We start from the raw sequence: 16,718 nt of genomic DNA on the forward strand, positions 1-16,718 counted from the left end.
CTCAGGAATTCGGTTGTGCGGAAGTGGGCGCGGTGTGTGCGGTGTCGCGTGCGGGCTCTGGCGCGAATCCGCCACCCAGCGCACGCTGCAACCTCACCGAGGCCAAAAGTTGTTGCGATTGCAGTCCGGCCATGCGCTGGCGTGCGACGAGCAATTGCTCCTGCACGCTGAGCACCTCCAGGTAGCCGCCGATGCCGGCGCGGTAGCGCTGCTCGGCCAGATCGAAGGCGGCGGCGGCGGTCTGCACGGCATCGTCCTGGGCGCGTGCGCGCTGCTCCAGCGAACGCACCGCGTTGACCTGGTCGGCCACTTCGCGCAACGCCGCGATCACCTTCTGGTTGTAGTCGGCCACGGCCAGGTCGTACTGCGCATCGCTGCCGGCCAGATTGGCGCGCAGCTTGCCGCCGTCGAAGATCGGCAGGCTCAATGCCGGGGCGACCACGCCGAAGACCGAAGCGCTTTCCAGCAACTGGCCGACATCGCGGTTCACCACACCGCCCAGCGCGGTGATGTTGAAGCTGGGATAGAAGCGGGTCTTGGCCGTGGCGATGTCCTTGTCGGCCGCCTCCACGCGCCAGCGCGCAGCCACCACGTCCGGGCGACGGCCGAGCAGATCGGCCGGCAGGTTGCTAGGCAGCTGCGCGGCGACGCTCGCGCCCAGCAGCGGGCGCGCGATGTCCAGCCCGCGGTCCGGGCCCTGGCCAAGCAACGCCGCCAGCGCGTTGCGCGCTTCGTCGATCTGCTGCTGTGCGGATTGCACCTGTTGCTGCGCCGCCGGCACCCGTGCCTGGGCCTGACGCAGCTGCAGATCGCTGTCGATGCCTGCACTGCGGCGCTGCTGGGTCAGCTCCACCGTCTTGCGCGAGCGCGCCAGTTCCTCGTCGGCCACGTCGTGCAGACGCCAGGCGTAGTCGAGTTGCGCATAGGCTTCGGCGATCGCCGCCGACAGGTTCAGGCGCGCGGCCTGCGCATCCACCTCGGCCGCGTGCGCGGTGTCCACCGCCGCTTCCCAGGCGGCGCGCTTGCCGCCCCACAGGTCCACGCCATAGCGGAAGTCCACCACCAGCTGACCGTTGCCGCCGAAGCGTCCGCCGCGCTCTTCGCCGGCCACCGACTCCGGCAACTGCACGCCCGCATAGCCGCCGGAGACCGACAGGCTGGGGCCGCGATCGGCCTGCGCGGTACCGATGCGGGCCTGCGCCTGGCGCAGGCGCGCGTCGGCCGCCTCCAGGCTGGGGCTGTGCTGCAGGCCTTCGCCGATCAGCGCGTTCAATTGCGCATCGCCAAGCGCACGCCACCAATCGCTGGCCGGCCATGCGGCCGCACTCAGCCCGGCCTGCCCCAGGGTGCGCTCGGCATGCAGCTGGCTGGCGTCGAGCACGGTGGCTTGCGGCGCCAGGCCACGGCTGCTGGCGCAGGCGGCCAGTGCCAGCGTCAGGGCGGCGACAACGAGTGGCCGCGCGCGGCGCATCGGGCGCGGGCGCAGCGTCTGGATGGAAAAACTAGCAGCGTTCATGAGTTGAGTGCATCGCGGACACGGATAAGAAGAGAGGTGAGTTGTTCGCGCTCAGGGGCATCCAGGTCGCGCAGGCCATGCTCGATCGCACGTTCGCCGCGCAAGCGCAGCCGTTCCCACAGCGCCACGCCCTGCTCGGTCATGACGATCTGCAGCGCGCGCCGGTCCTGGGCATGCGGCTCGCGCCGCACCGCGCCCAGTGCCTCGAGCTTGTCGAGCAGGCGGGTCACCGCGCTCGGCGTCTGGTCCAGCGCCAGAGCCAGTTCGTTGGCCGTACAGGGCGAACGCACCGCCAGGATCTTCAGACCGACGTAGTGGCTGAAACCGAAGTCGGGCAGCTCGCCCTTCATCTCGGCATCGAGCTGACGCATCAGCGCGTCGCGCACCTGGCGCAACAGCAACCCGAACGACGGCGGAGCGGTGGGCGGTAAATTCATGTGGCACATTTTGTTCCGAAAAATATATTTGTCAACGCAAATATCTCACCCGGGATTAAACCGCCAGCAAGGATCGCCACCTTACGCGCCACTCCAACTGGCCCGGTAATACAATCAGGCCAATGACTATCGAAAACCCGCCAACGACGGTGGACGCACTACCGCCCGGCGTGCGCAGCAGCTTCGAATGGGCCGACGGCCCGGTGCTGATCGCCTTCCTGGCAGACCTGCGTGCGGTGTGGGCGCCCGAAACCGCCTGGCATGCGCATGTACGCGGACAGCTGATGTTTGTCGAACAAGGCGTGCTGACCGTGCATACCCGACAGGGCACGCTGTCGTTGCCACCGGGCTGCGCCGGCTGGATGCCGCCTGGCCAGCAGCACACCGTCGAGCTGGCCGGCCCGATGCGCGGTTGGGGCGTGGTGGTGCGGCCGGATGCCTGCGCCTCCCTGCCCGCGCAAGGCGGAGTGATCCGGCTGACCGGGCTGGCCCGCGAGGCGATCATGCGTGCCGCCGGCTGGCCGCTGGATCGGCCGCTGGATAGCGCCCAGCAGCGGCTGGCCGCGGTGCTGCTGGACGAGCTATGCCAGGTCCAAATCGACCACCTGCACCTGCCGATGCCGGCCGACCGCCGCCTGCTGCGGATTGCCCGGCAATTGCTCGCCACCCCTGCCGACCCACGCCCGCTCGATGCCTGGGCCGATTGGGGCGGGCTGTCGCCGCGCAGCCTGAGCCGGCATTTTCGCGACGAGACCGGGCTGAGTTTTGCGCAATGGCGCCAGCAGGCACGCCTGGCCGAGGGCCTGCGCCGGCTCAGCCAGGGCAGCGCGGTGGCGCAGGTGGCCGACCAGCTCGGCTACAGCAGCCCCAGTGCCTTCGTCAGTGTGTTTCACCGCCACTTCGGCGCCCCGCCCACCCGTTATCTGGCCGCCGGCCACGCGCGCGGCTTGGCATCCCCCGCCGCATCCGGATAATCGGCGCTCTTCGAGCTCGCGCTGCGGCGCGGTCTCCTCTCACGCAGGACCTGGCTTTACATGACCGATCTGACCCGCCCCACCTTCCATGGCTTCGAACAGCTGCCGCTGCGCGAGTACGCCGAACGCGCCTATCTCGACTATTCGATGTACGTGGTGCTCGACCGCGCCCTGCCGTTCCTCGGCGATGGCCTGAAGCCGGTGCAGCGCCGCATCATCTTCGCGATGAGCGAGCTCGGCCTGAACGCGGCTGCCAAGCCGAAGAAATCCGCGCGCACCGTGGGCGATGTGATCGGTAAGTACCATCCGCACGGCGACAGCGCCTGCTACGAAGCGCTGGTGCTGATGGCGCAGCCATTTTCGTACCGCTATCCGCTGATCGAAGGCCAGGGCAACTTCGGCTCCACTGACGACCCCAAGTCGTTCGCGGCGATGCGCTACACCGAGTCCAAGCTCACCCCCATCGCCGAAGTGCTGCTGGGCGAAATCGGCCAGGGCACCACCGATTGGGCGCCCAACTTCGACGGCACCCTGGAAGAGCCGACCTGGTTGCCGGCCCGCCTGCCGCACCTGCTGCTCAACGGCACCACCGGTATTGCCGTCGGCATGGCCACCGACGTGCCGCCGCACAACCTCAACGAGATCGTCAGCGCGCTGCTGCGCCTGCTCGACAACCCCGATGCCACGGTCGCCGAGTTGTGCGAACACGTGCTGGGCCCGGACTACCCGACCACCGCAGAAATCATTACCCCGGCCGCCGACCTGCGCAGCATCTACGAGACCGGCCATGGCAGCGTGCGCGCACGTGCCACCTATAAAAAAGAACACGCCAACATCGTCATCGATGCGCTGCCGTACCAGGTCTCGCCGTCCAAGGTGATCGAGCAGATCGCCCAGCAGATGCGCGCCAAGAAGCTGCCGTGGCTGGAAGACATCCGCGACGAGTCCGACCACACCAGCCCGGTGCGGGTGGTACTGGTGCCGCGCTCCAACCGTGTCGACGCCGAACAGTTGATGGGCCACCTGTTCGTCACCACCGATCTTGAGCGCAGCTACCGCGTCAACCTCAATGTGATCGGCCTGGACGGCCGCCCGCAGGTGAAGAACCTGCGCCAGTTGCTGAGCGAGTGGCTGACCTTCCGCAGCGATACCGTCACCCGCCGCCTCAACCATCGCCTGCAAAAGGTCGAGCGCCGCCTGCACCTGTTGGAAGGCCTGTTGATCGCCTTCCTCAACCTGGACGAAGTGATCCGCATCGTCCGCAGCGAGGACGAACCCAAGCCGGTGTTGATTGCCCGCTTCGCGCTCAGCGAGGAACAGGCCGAATACATCCTGGAAACCAAGCTGCGTCAGTTGGCGCGCCTGGAAGAAATGAAGATCCGCGGCGAGCAGGAAGCACTGGCCAAGGAACGCGCGCAGCTGATGGCGATCCTGGAAAGCAAGACCAAGCTCAAGAAGCTGATCAAGGACGAGCTGACCGCCGACGCCAAGAAGTTCGGCGACGCGCGCCGCTCGCCGCTGGTGCAGCGTGGCGCCGCGCAGGCGATCGACGAGACCGAAATGGTCGCCAGCGAACCGATGACGGTGGTGCTGTCGGAAAAGGGCTGGGTGCGCGCGGCCAAGGGCCACGAGGTCGATCCGGCCGGCATGTCGTATCGCGACGGCGACAGCCTGCTGGCGGCGGTGCGCAGCCGCAGCACGCATCAGGTGGCGTTCCTGGATTCAGATGGCCGCGCCTATTCGACCGCCGTGCACACCCTGCCCTCGGCGCGCGGCAACGGCGAACCGTTGACCGGACGCTTCTCGCCCGGCTCGGGCGCATCGTTCCAGGTCATGGCCAGTGCCGACAACGCCACCCGCTTCGTGCTGGCGTCCTCGCACGGCTATGGCTTCGTCACCCGCTTCGAAAACCTCACCGGCCGCAACAAGGCCGGCAAGGCGATGCTCAACCTGACTGCCGGCTCGCATGTGCTCAGCCCTGCGCAGGTGAGCAACCCGCAAACCGACCGCATCGTCGCCGTCACCAGCGCCGGCAACCTGCTGGCGGTGCCGGCCACCGACGTGCCCGAGCTGGACAAGGGCAAGGGCAACAAGATCATCGAGATCCCCAAGGCCAAGCTCGGCACCGAGCGCGTGGTGGCAGTGGTCGCGGTGGCGCCGGGCAACACCCTGCTGGTGCGCAGCGGCGCGCGCACCATGAGCCTGTCGTTCAAGGATCTGGATACGTACGTGGGCGCGCGTGCGAGTCGTGGATCGTTGTTGCCGCGCGGGTGGCAGAAGGTGGATGGGCTGGAGGTGCAGTGACGGTGATTCACTCGTCTGGCGCGCGGCGGCGCGACTGACATTGCTATCGCCTCAGGCTGCTGAGGCGCGGCAAAAAAGTCGATGGGCTGGAAGTGCGGTAACGGCATCCGCTCACCGCGCGCGGCGGCGCGGCTGACACTGCGGTCGCCCCAGCCCGCTGAGGCGCGGATCACCAACGCACCGCGTTGCGGTGTCTTGGCTGGGAGGTTCAATGCTGTATGCGGATGGCCAGGAATCCAAAGCACCGACATGACGAGACCATGGACACAGATTTCTGGTTGCAACGTTGGCAGGACGGACAGACCGGCTTTCACCAGGATGAGGTGATGCCGCTGCTGCAGAAGCACTGGCCGGCGCTGCAGCTGCCACACGCTGCACGCGTATTGGTGCCGCTGTGCGGCAAGACGCTGGACATGCATTGGCTGGCCGCGCAAGGCCATCGCGTTCTGGGCGTGGAGGTCTCGCCACTGGCCGTGACGCAGTTCTTCGATGACGCCAACCTGCAACCGCAGCGCCATAGCAGCGGCGCTGGCGAACATTTCGTCGCCGGTCCCATCGAGATCATCTGCGGCGATGCCTTTGCGCTGGACGCGCACGTATTGGCCGATTGCATGGCGGTCTACGACCGCGCTGCGCTGGTGGCCTTGCCGGCGGACCTGCGCCAGCGGTATCTGCAAACCACCTACGCGCGCTTGCCGGCAATGTGTCGTGGGCTGCTGATCACGCTGGATTATCCGCAAACCGAAAAGGCCGGCCCGCCTTTTGCGGTGGATGCGGCCGAGGTGCAGTCGCTGTTTCAGGCGCCATGGCAGGTGCAACAGCTGGAACGGCGCGACATCCTGGATCAGGAGCCGCGCTTCCGTGCCGACGGCGTCACCGCCTTATCGACTGCGGTGTATCGGCTGCAGCGCAACTGACAGCGTCGAGACCAAGTCTGCAGCGCCAATCCGGGCGCCGGGATGGCCTGAATGAAAAAGCCGGCATCGAGCCGGCGATCTGCAGCACTGGAGCCTGTGACGTAACGGAGGTCTGCACGTCTGCACACTCCCGTGCAACGTGCCGGCCGCATGCCCCAAGCACCACGGTTCGTGGCCGCCTCAAGCACCAGCGCACGGCCTTGGAGCGTACGCCAGTCCAGCAATCCCGCAATCAACCGGCCACGTGGCCCTTGTCGATCTTCGAGGTCTGGTACAGCTCCAGGCCGATCCGCTTGATCAGGCCAAGCTGCTGCTCCAGCCACCAGGCATGGTCTTCTTCGGTGTCCTGCAATTGCTTGAGCAACATGTCGCGGCTGACGTAATCGCCGTGCTCTTCGCACAGCTTCATGCCGGCAGCCAGCGCCGCGCGCACTTCGTATTCCACCACCAGATCGCGCTCGAGCATCTCGACAACGGTCTTGCCCGGCGCAAACTCGGCCGGGCGCATATCCGGGTCGCCTTCCAGGAACAGGATGCGCCGCAGCAACGCGTCGGCGTGCTCGGTTTCTTCCTGCATCTCATGGTTGATGCGCTCGTACAGCGCCATCAGGCCCTGATCCTCGTAGCGGCGCGAATGCAGGAAATACTGGTCGCGTGCCGCCAGTTCGCCGCGTAGCAGCTGCTTGAGGTAATCGACGACTTCGGGATGGCCTTTCATGGTGTGCTCCAGCGACGCAATGCGCGCATGGTGCACTAAGCCGGCGGGCAATGATCTAATCGGAATCACTTTCAGTTGCGCTTGCGGCCAGACCCGTCGCGGTCATGATCTGCAGCCACACTGAAACGGCCGGCACCTCGGCGCAGCAGGAACGGGCGGCCTCGCCCCGCATCGCGCCTGATGCACGGGAGCCGCCATCTCCCGCTCCACTGACCGCCCAGGTCTATCGGCAACCCCCGAACCACGCTCCAAGGAACCGACGATGCGCAAATGGCTGGCCCGGCTGATGCTGGCAACTGTGGTGCTGGTGCTCGCCGCCGGCCTGGCGCTGTATCTGCTGCTGCGTGGCAGCCTGGCGCAGCTGGATGGCGACACGCCCTTGAGTGGCCTGGCCGCCGCCGTCAGCGTGCAGCGCGACCAGAACGGCGTGGTCACCATCGACGCGGCAAGCCAGAGCGATGCGATGCGCGCGCTCGGCTACGTGCATGCGCAGGAGCGCTATTTCGAGATGGACCTGATGCGCCGCGCGCCCGCCGGCGAATTGTCCGAACTGTTCGGTCCCAAGGCGGTGGATCTGGACAAGCGCAGGCGCGTGCACCGGCTGCGCGCCCGCGTGCATGCCACCCTGGACATCGCCGCCGGCAGCCAGCGCGCTGCCCTGCAGGCCTACACCGACGGCGTCAATGCCGGGTTGGCCGCCTTGCCGGTACGCCCGTGGCCGTATCTGCTGCTGCGCCAGGCCCCGCGCGCCTGGACGCTGGACGACTCCATCCTGACCGGCCTGGCGATGTATGCCGACCTGCAGGACAGCGACAACCAGACCGAACTGGCCGCCGCGCGCATCCGCGCCGTGGTGCCGCCTGCGCTGGCGGCGCTGCTCGATCATCAAGGCTCCAGCTGGGACGCGCCGCTGCTGGGCCCGGTACATGGCGATGCCGTGCTTCCCGACGCGGCTGCACTGGATCTGCGTGCCTTGCCGCACCCGCCCGCCACACCGCCTGCCGAGCAACCCACCCCAGGCAGCAACAATTTTGCGGTGGATGGAAGCCTCACTGCAGACGGGCGCGCCATCGTCGCCGACGACATGCATCTGGGGCTGCGCGCGCCCAACATCTGGTTCCGTGCGCGGCTGCGCTACCCCGACAGCGCTGCGCCGGACGGCAAGGTGGACGTCACCGGCTTCACCCTGCCCGGCCTGCCCGCGGTGGTAGTCGGCAGCAATGGGCATGTGGCCTGGGCGTTCACCAACAGCTATATCGACACCGCCGACTTTGCGCGGATTCCCGCAGCTACGCCCGGTCATCCGCAGGCGCTGACCACGCATGTCGAAACCATTGATGTGGCGGGCGCTGAGTCGGTGCGCCTGGAGGTGCGCGAAGCGGCGTGGGGGCCGATCCTGCATGAAAACCCGGATGGCAGCCTGCTGGCGCTGCGCTGGGCCGCGCAGTTGCCGGGCGCGATCCGTCTGGACTTCGCACAGATGAGCAGCGCACGCGACCTGCGCAGCGCCTTCGAAGTGGCCGACCGCTCGGGCATTCCGGCGCAGAACCTGTTGCTGGCCGACCGCAGCGGGCGCATCGCCTGGCGCCTGATCGGTGCGCGCCCGGCCCGCAATGCCGGATGCGGGCCGACCGGCATTGCCGAGCTCGCGAGCGCCGCATCACCGTCTGCGTCGCCCACACCCGCTGCGCAAGCGGACACACCAGCGGCCGCCTGCACACCATGGCCGGTGCGCAGCGATGCGGCGCCGGCGTTGATCGACCCGCCCTCGCATCGGCTATGGACAGCCAATAGCCGCGTGGTCGATACGCAGCAGCTGGCCACGCTCGGCAATGCCGGCTACGACCTCGGCGCGCGTGCGCAGCAGATCCGCGACGACCTGTTCGCGAAGCAGCGCTTCAGCGAGCGCGATCTGCTGGCGATCCAGCTGGACGATCGTGCGTTGTTGCTGACACGGTGGTGGCAGCTGTTGCGCGGTGTGGTCGAGCACAACAAGGACCCGGCGTTGCAGCAGATCGAACAGGCAACGCGCCGGTGGGACGGCCATGCATCCACCAGCTCGGCCAGCTACCGCATCGTGCGCGAGTTCCGCAGCAAGACCATCGATGCGGTGGAAGCCGGTCTGCTGGCGCCGGCCCAAGCAGCGCTGGGCGAGCAGTTTCTCGCGCCGCGTCGCGCACAGCTGGAAGGCATCGTCTGGCCGTTGCTGCAGCAGCGCCCCGCCAACCTGCTGCCACCGGCCTTCGCAGACTGGGACCAGTTGCTGAGCGATGCCGCACGCAGCGCGCAGGCGGACCTGATCGCGCAGGCGGCGCCCGGCCAGCCACTCGACAAGCGCAGCTGGGGCGAACGCAACACCGCCGCCATCTGTCACCCGATCGCGCGGGCATTGCCTGCGCTCGCCAAGCACTGGCTGTGCATGCCGCCCGACCAACTGCCAGGCGACCGCGACATGCCGCGCGTGCAAGGCCCGGCCTTCGGCGCATCCGAACGCATGGTGGTGTCGCCCGGCCACGAGCAGGACGGCATCGTGCACATGCCGGGCGGCCAGAGCGGACATCCCTTGTCGCCGTTCTGGGGCGCCGGGCACGACGATTGGGTGCACGGCCGGCCGACCCCATTCCTGCCGGCAGCCATGCGCTACACGCTGCACTTGCAACCGGAGTAGGCGGTCGTGCTTTCTGGTCTGTCGACACGGGTCTCTACGGTCGGCGTCCTGCACCCTCATCCGCCCTTCGGGCACCTTCTCCCGATGGGAGAAGGGAGACAGGCAGCGCTTCATCCGTTTGCTTGAGCAATCCCCTCTTCCGCCGGGAAAGCGGTTGGGGTGAGGGTACGGGCGCCTGCCATGCGACCGATGGCAGGCGATGCGACTCAGCTTGCGCTGGCTTCGATCGGTTTCCTGCATCGCAAAATGGCGTCCTGCACGACAGACAGCACGAGGCTTCGCTCGTACCCTCATCCGCCCTTCGGGCACCTTCTCCCGAGGGGAGAAGGCAGACAGGCAGCGCTTCATCCATCTGCTTGAGCAAGCGCTCTCCCGCCGGGAGAGCGGTTGGGGTGAGGGTATGGGCGCCTGCCATGCGACCGACGCAATTGCACGTTTTGCTGTTTACAGATCGCGCCCGGCACATCGGCACGCGCAAGTGTCCGCGACTATGTCCGCCTGCCGACCTGCGTAATCAAGCGAGCACAACATGCTAAGATGCATTTGATAACCATTCCCATTAGTGACCAATGCGCCCCACGCTCCTTGTCACCGCACTCGCCGCTGTCTTGGCGTTACCCTCGCCCCGCGCCTTTGCCCAACACACCAGCACCTCGGCAACCGTCACCGACCTGGATGGCGTCGACGTCGTCGGCCGTGCGCAGACGCTGTACAAGTCCGACGACGCCGCGGTCGCCACGCGCACCGACACGCCACTGTCGCTGGTGCCGCAATCGGTGCAGGTGCTGCCGCGCGAGTTGATCGACGACCAGGCCGCGCGCCAGATCACCGATCTGTATCGCAGCATCAGCGGCATCAGTTTCTTCAGCTATGCGGGCGTCACCTTGCGTGGCTTTCGCCAGGAAAACGTGCTCTACGACGGTCTGCGTGGCGACCCGTATGCCGGCTTCTCGGTGCCGCAGCTGTTCAACATCGAACGCGTGGAAGTGCTCAAGGGCCCGGCAGGTGCGTTGTATGGCGGCGGCGAACCCGGCGGCGTCATCAACTACGTCACCCGCAAGCCTGCGCACCAGGCGCAGCGGCGCGTGGAGCTGCAGCTGGGCAATCAATCGTTCGGCGCGGCGTCGTTCGAAGCCACCGGCCCTGCGCGCGAAGACGGCCGCATCCGCTATCGCATCGGCGCCTACGCCGATGGCGAGGATGGCTTTCGCTGGAACACCGATAGCCAGAGCCAGATCGGCGATGCATCGGTGGCTTTCGATGTCGGCGACACCGGCGAGCTCACCCTGCAATACACCGACATCACCCAGAACCTGGGCGGAAACCGCTTGCGCGGTGTGCCGGTCGATGACGAGGGCAACTTCCTCACCGACCGTCGCTGGAACCACAACGAGCCCACCGATTTTCTCGACATGCGCGCCAAGGTGGCGTTCGCGCAATATCGCTTTGCGCCGTCGGATGCGTGGGACGTGGACATGGCGCTACGCTGGTTCAAGAACGACGAGCACCAGATCTATCACGAGCCGATGGGTTTGATCGATCGCGATCGCGACGGCACCGCCGAGTGGATGACACGGCAGTTGCGCAACCAGTTCCGCGACAACGATGCGATCTCCAGTAACGTCAATGCGGTGTTCCGTACCAGCACCGGCGCCATCGCACACAAACTGCTGATGGGCGCTGATTACTATCGCCTGGATGCCGATTTCCGCGCGCAAACGGCCAATACCGCAGATACCGGCCGCGTGCGCGGGCCGGTGCCGGGCATCGATCTGTTTAACCCGGTGTATGGCCGCAGCGGTTTTTACGACTACGGCCTGGACGCGCTGCCCTGGCGTGCCACCAGCACGCGCAGCCAGCGCTACGGGGCGTATCTGCAGGACGAACTCACCCTGACGCCGCGCTGGTTTGCGATGGCCGGACTGCGCTGGGACGGCTTCAAGGACGACAACCGGCTGGACGGCTCGCGCGTCACCGGCAACGATCTCAGCTGGCGTGTGGGCAGCACCTTCGTGCTACGCGATGGCGTCAACGCGTACGCCAGTTATGCCAGCGGCTTCCTGCCGCAGGATGCGGCGAACCAGGACAGCAGCGTCGGTGGCCCGTTCGAACCCGAGCGCAGCACGCAGTGGGAAGTCGGCCTGAAAACCGCGCTCAACGATGGCGGGCTGACGCTCAACACCGCGCTGTATCGCATCGAACGCAGCAATATCGTGCAGGCCAACGGCAGCATCGTTGCCGGCGTCAACCAGCTCTCCGCGCTCGGCCTGGTGCGCAGCGAAGGCCTGGAAGTGGATCTGCTGGCCGACCTCACCGAACGCTGGGTGCTCAACCTGACCTACGCCTACAACGATGCGCGCGTGCTCGATGCGGGCACCAACGGCATCACCAATGCGTCCGGCGACCGCTTCGCCAATGCACCGCGCAACACCTTCGGTCTGTGGACGCGTTACGACCTGCCGGCCTGGAACTCGGCGATTGCCTTCGGTGCCGACTACGTGGGCGAGCGGGTCAGCCTTGAAGGTCAGCGCGTCAAGCCGTACGCCATCTTCGACATCAGCTGGCAGACGCAGTGGGATGCCTGGAAGCTGCAGGTCAACCTCAAGAACCTGTTCGACAAGGTTTACGCCGTCAGCGGGTTCACTGAGCGCACCGGTCACTTTCCCGGCGAGCCGCGTCGCATCTACGCGCAGCTGGCTTATAGTTTTTAAGCGTGGCGAACGCGCGCCTGCGCAGGCCTTGCGCGCGGCTTCAGATGTGACGTTCGTCGACCGCTACACGCGCATTTGCGGCCTCGACGACGGCTGTGCAATGAACCTGCGCCGAATCAGGCAGGCCGGAATCAGCCAGACTTTAACGTCCGGTGGGACACACTAGAGGCCGTCGCGATGTGGAGTACCGCTCCACAGCATCGCCCTCTTCCCCCCACTGACCGGAATCCGCATGCCTCTGCTTGCCCGCTCCGTTTCCGCCTTGTTGCCTCTGCTTGTTGCCACTGCCTGCTCGGCAGCGCCGCCCGCCCAGTCCGGCCCGCCGGCCGCGCCCGTCGCTGCCTGCACCGCCAAGGTGAAGCCAGGACAGGATCTGCAAAAAGCCATCGACAAGCTCCCGCAAAGCGATACGCCTGCGGTGTTGTGCCTGGAAAAAGGCGAATTCCCGCTCAATGGCCTGGTCTCGATCCACCGCGGCAATCTCACCCTGCGCGGCAAGGGCCCGACCACCGTGCTGCGCATGGCCGATGGCGTGCAGCAACCGGCACTGGTGGTCGGCGACTACGAAAACCAGCAGCCGACCGGCGTGATCCGCAATGTCAGCATCGAAGACATGCAGATCGTCGCCAGCACCGGCGACAAGGAGTTCATGCCCGAGCGCCCGTACCTGAGCAATAGCGCGGTGGTCGTGCGTTCCGGCCAGGGAATTCGCCTGGCCGGCCTGCAGGTCAACAAGTGCCGCAGCGCCTGCCTGCTGAGCGAGTACGACACCCGCGAGATCACCATCGAAAACAACGATGTGTCCGGGGCGATCTGGGACGGGGTGTCGTTCAACCGCACCGCCAAGGTCACCATGGTCAACAACTACATCCACGACAACGTGGCCGCTGGCCTGACCACCGAACATCTGGAAGACAGCGAGATCCGCAACAACCGCTTCGAGCGCAACGGCAGCCAGGGCATCTACCTGTCCGATGCGCGGCGCAACCGCTTCAGCAACAACGTGTTCGATGGCAACAAGGTGGCCGGCGTGTTCCTGGCCTGCGCGATCCGCTATCGCACGCCGGAAATCCTGTGCTGGGACAACAGCATGAGCCAGGACAACGTGTTCGAGAACAACCGCTTCTCCAATACGCCGTTCACCTACACCATCGGTGTGGACCGTGCGGCCAATTGCACCGCGGGCGACTTCAAGCCGAACCTGTGGCGTAACAACCAGGCCGATGTGGCCGGTGTGGATATCGAGCCGCAGCGCTACGGCTATTGCGTGCGCCACGAGCAATAAGCACGGGCGATATGACAGCGGCCGGCCGCGCAAGCCGGCCGCTGTTCCTGCACCATGCGTTACGAGGCCAGTGCCTGTTCGTGCACGCCGGCGATCGCACGACCCGACGGGTCGGCCATCGCCGCGAAACTGGCATCCCAGGCAATCGCGGTCGGCGACGAGCACGCAATCGACTTGCCGCCGGGCACGGTTTCCGCGGCCGCCTGGCTCGGGAAGAACTGCTCGAACAGGCTGCGATAGAAATACGCTTCCTTGGTCTGTGGCGGATTGACCGGGAAACGCCGGTCGGCCGCGGCCAACTCGCGGTCGCTCACATGCGCGGCGGCATGCGCCTTGAGTCCATCGATCCAGCCATAACCCACGCCATCGCTGAACTGCTCCTTCTGCCGCCACAGGATCGATTCGGGCAGGTAGCCGGCGAAGGCTTCGCGCAACACGCCCTTTTCCATGCGCGTGGCGCCAGTGCTGGTCTTGTCGATCATCTTGAAGCTGGCATCCATGCGCATGGCCACGTCCAGGAACTCGCGATCCAGGAACGGCACGCGCGGCTCCACGCCCCAGGCCATCATCGACTTGTTGGCGCGCAGGCAATCGTAGTTGTTGAGCGCGTCGAGCTTGCGCACCAGCTCTTCATGGAACTCGCGCGCATTCGGCGCCTTGTGGAAATACAGATAGCCGCCGAAGATTTCATCGCTGCCTTCGCCCGACAGCACCATCTTCACGCCCATCGCCTTGATCCGCCGCGCCAGCAAAAACATCGGCGTGGACGCACGAATGGTGGTGACGTCGTAGGTTTCGATATGGCGGATCACTTCCGGCAACGCGTCCAGGCCTTCTTCGAAGCTGTACTCGAACCCATGATGCACGGTCCCCAACGCCGCGGCGGCCACCTCGGCGGCGGCCAGGTCCGGCGAGCCCTTCAAGCCGATTGCGAACGAATGCAGGCGCGGCCACCACGCTTCGGTGGTGTCGTTTTCTTCGATGCGGTGCCGTGCATAGCGCGCGGCAACGGCTGCGACCAGCGAAGAATCCAGCCCGCCGGACAGCAACACGCCATACGGCACGTCGGTCATCAGCTGACGGTGCACCGCGCGCTCGAAGGCCTCGCGCAACTCCTGCAACTGCACCTGCACGCCTTCCACTTCGGCGTATTCGCGCCAGGAGCGCTCGTAGTAACGGCTCAATGCACCGGTGGCGCTGTCGTACCAATGGCCGGGCGGAAACTGCGCCGCATCGGCGCAATCGTCCACCAGCGACTTCAGCTCGGAGGCCACACGTAGCCGGCCTTCGCGATCGTGGCCCCAGTACAGCGGCACCACGCCGATCGGATCGCGCGCGATGATCACCCGCCCTGCCGCCTTGTCCCACAGTGCGAACGCGAAGATGCCGTTGAGGCGGTTGAGATAGGAGGCCGGCGCATCTTCGCGATACAGCGCGTTGATCACCTCGCAATCGGAGCCGGTCTGGAAGGCGTACGGCTGCACCAGTTCCTGCTTGAGTTCACGATGGTTGTAGATTTCGCCATTCACCGCCAATGCGAGCTGCCCATCTTCGGAGAGCAATGGCTGCGAGCCGCCAGCCGGATCGACGATGGCCAACCGCTCGTGCACCAGGATCGCACCGGTGTCGACATACACACCGCTCCAGTCCGGACCGCGATGCCGCTGCCGCTGCGAACATTCCAGCGCCTGCCGGCGCAGGGCCTGCAGATCGTCGCCGGGTTGCAGGCCGAAAATGCCGAAGATGGAACACATGGAAACACTCCTGATGAAACTGCGGGGATGGATGGCCGATGGATGAGCATGCTGCATGCAAGTGACGCCCAAAAAAAAACCCGCATCGGCCGATGCGGGTTTTCTGATTCCTGGGCGTTTGGTTTTACTTCGCCTAGTCGCAGACCCGCATCGACCGCGCACGATTATTCGCGCGCAGCGTGTTGCGGTTGGCGTTATTGACGTTGGCGAAGCGGATGACCATGCAGCCGACGCTAACCGTTCGTTTTCGCTGGCGCAACTGTTTCAGCGGCAACGACGGCGGCGCAGCGCCTGCTCAACCGATCAACAAGCGCTCGACAAGCGTGCGATACAGCGACGGCAGCGCCTCCAGGTCGGCCACGCGCACATGCTCGTCGACCTGGTGGATCGACGCGTTGACCGGGCCGACCTCGATGCATTGCGCGCCAAGCGGGGCGATGAAGCGCGCATCGGAGGTGCCGCCGCCGGTGCTCTCCTCAGGTGGTCCCCCGGCAAACTGGCCCAGCACCTCGCGCGCGACACTGCGCAGGCGCCCCTCCGGCGTGTAGAACGGCTCGCCGCTGCGGTGCCAGCGCAATCTGTAATCCAGTGCATGGCGCTCCAGCACTGCGGTGATTTCCGCCTCCAGACGCGGCGCATCCCAATGCGGGGTGTAGCGCAGGTTGAAGGCGACCTGCAGCTCGCCGGGGATCACATTGTTGGCGCCGGTGCCGGCATGGATATTGGAAATCTGCAGGCTGGTGGGCGGGAAATTTTCGAAGCCCTCGTCCCAGCGGCGCGCGATCAGTTCGGCCAGCGCCGGTGCCGCCAGGTGGATCGGGTTGCGTGCCTTGTGCGGATACGCCACGTGGCCCTGCACGCCGTTGACGACCAGCGTGCCGGACAGGCTGCCGCGGCGGCCAACCCGCAGCAGATCGCCCAGCCGCTCGGTGGAGGATGGCTCTCCGGTGATGCACCAATCGATCTGCTGGCCACGCTCGGCGAACAGCCGTGCCACGTGCCGCACACCATCGATGGCATCGCCCTCTTCGTCGCTGGTCAGCAGCACCGCGAGCGTGCCTGGGTGCTGCGGATGCGCAGCGACGAACTGTTCGGCCGCCACCACGAACGCAGCCACGCTGCCCTTCATGTCGGCCGCGCCGCGCCCGTACAGCACGCCATCGCGGGTCTGCGGATCGAACGGATCGCTGGTCCACGCCTCGCGCGGGCCGGGCGGCACCACATCGGTATGCCCGAGCAGCACGAGCACCGGCGCGCCGCTACCGTGGGTGGCCCATAGATTGTCGACCTCGCCCAGGCGCAGGTGTTCGCAGCGGAAACCGGCCGCATCCAGACGTTGCGCGAGCATTGCCTGGCATCCGGCATCGACCGGCGTTACCGACGCGCGTGCGATCAGATCGCGGGTCAAATCCAGCACATCGCTCATGGAACATC

At 66.3% G+C, this 16,718-nt stretch carries 11 protein-coding genes; 6 read left to right on the forward strand and 5 right to left on the reverse strand.

Translation table 11 applies throughout. The features are described 5' to 3' along the window. Nucleotide 1: 1 nt before the first annotated feature. Together FHY19_RS09955 and FHY19_RS09960 are read right to left on the reverse strand one after the other, a co-directional pair. Nucleotides 2–1,516, reverse strand: coding sequence for an efflux transporter outer membrane subunit (locus FHY19_RS09955; protein ID WP_259153517.1), 1,515 nt, complete (start codon nucleotides 1,514–1,516; stop codon nucleotides 2–4). Next, nucleotides 1,513–1,953: a MarR family transcriptional regulator gene (locus FHY19_RS09960; RefSeq protein WP_259165551.1), complete on the reverse strand. Its 441-nt coding sequence runs from the start codon at nucleotides 1,951–1,953 to the stop codon at nucleotides 1,513–1,515. Before FHY19_RS09960 ends, FHY19_RS09955 begins: the two co-directional genes overlap by 4 nt. Before the next feature lie 122 nt (nucleotides 1,954–2,075). Between FHY19_RS09960 and FHY19_RS09965 the strand changes: the two genes are divergently transcribed. The 3 genes from FHY19_RS09965 (at nucleotide 2,076) to FHY19_RS09975 (ending at nucleotide 6,148) form a co-directional block, all read left to right on the forward strand. After that, on the forward strand, nucleotides 2,076–2,927 hold the full coding sequence (locus tag FHY19_RS09965) for a helix-turn-helix transcriptional regulator (protein WP_259153515.1): 852 nt from the start codon (nucleotides 2,076–2,078) through the stop codon (nucleotides 2,925–2,927). A 60-nt stretch (nucleotides 2,928–2,987) separates the two neighbouring features. Beyond that, nucleotides 2,988–5,231 carry a DNA topoisomerase IV subunit A gene (gene parC, locus FHY19_RS09970; protein ID WP_259153514.1) on the forward strand — a complete coding sequence of 748 codons (2,244 nt, stop codon included), beginning with the start codon at nucleotides 2,988–2,990 and terminating at the stop codon, nucleotides 5,229–5,231. A 260-nt stretch (nucleotides 5,232–5,491) separates the two neighbouring features. Next, entirely contained in the window at nucleotides 5,492–6,148 is a 657-nt protein-coding gene (locus tag FHY19_RS09975) for a thiopurine S-methyltransferase (RefSeq protein ID WP_259165570.1), read from the forward strand. 232 nt (nucleotides 6,149–6,380) lie between these two features. On the opposite strand, the gene bfr is transcribed toward FHY19_RS09975, so the two are convergent. Then, nucleotides 6,381–6,866, reverse strand: coding sequence for a bacterioferritin (bfr, locus tag FHY19_RS09980; protein WP_074059611.1), 486 nt, complete (start codon nucleotides 6,864–6,866; stop codon nucleotides 6,381–6,383). 262 nt (nucleotides 6,867–7,128) lie between these two features. On the opposite strand from bfr, the gene FHY19_RS09985 reads away from it, so the two are divergent. The 3 genes from FHY19_RS09985 (at nucleotide 7,129) to hpaM (ending at nucleotide 13,530) form a co-directional block, all read left to right on the forward strand. Further along, a complete protein-coding gene (locus FHY19_RS09985; RefSeq protein ID WP_259165572.1) occupies nucleotides 7,129–9,534 on the forward strand; it encodes a penicillin acylase family protein in 2,406 nt (801 codons plus the stop codon). A gap of 569 nt (nucleotides 9,535–10,103) precedes the next feature. After that, nucleotides 10,104–12,245 (forward strand): TonB-dependent receptor, encoded by a 2,142-nt coding sequence (locus FHY19_RS09990; protein WP_259165573.1) that lies wholly within the window; start codon nucleotides 10,104–10,106, stop codon nucleotides 12,243–12,245. 232 nt (nucleotides 12,246–12,477) lie between these two features. After that, a complete protein-coding gene (gene hpaM / locus FHY19_RS09995) occupies nucleotides 12,478–13,530 on the forward strand; it encodes a type III secretion-associated outer membrane-bound protein HpaM (RefSeq protein ID WP_259165576.1) in 1,053 nt (350 codons plus the stop codon). 59 nt (nucleotides 13,531–13,589) lie between these two features. Here the strand turns inward: hpaM and asnB are convergent, their stop codons facing one another. Both asnB and dapE read right to left on the reverse strand, forming a co-directional pair. Further along, on the reverse strand, nucleotides 13,590–15,284 hold the full coding sequence (gene asnB, locus FHY19_RS10000; protein ID WP_259165584.1) for an asparagine synthase B: 1,695 nt from the start codon (nucleotides 15,282–15,284) through the stop codon (nucleotides 13,590–13,592). Nucleotides 15,285–15,579: 295 nt separating this feature from the next. After that, a complete protein-coding gene (dapE, locus tag FHY19_RS10005; RefSeq protein ID WP_259165597.1) occupies nucleotides 15,580–16,710 on the reverse strand; it encodes a succinyl-diaminopimelate desuccinylase in 1,131 nt (376 codons plus the stop codon). Between the last annotated feature and the right edge of the window lie 8 nt (nucleotides 16,711–16,718).

It is taken from the genome of Xanthomonas sp. 4461, from assembly GCF_024806475.1.
GTDB lineage: Bacteria > Pseudomonadota > Gammaproteobacteria > Xanthomonadales > Xanthomonadaceae > Xanthomonas > Xanthomonas arboricola_F.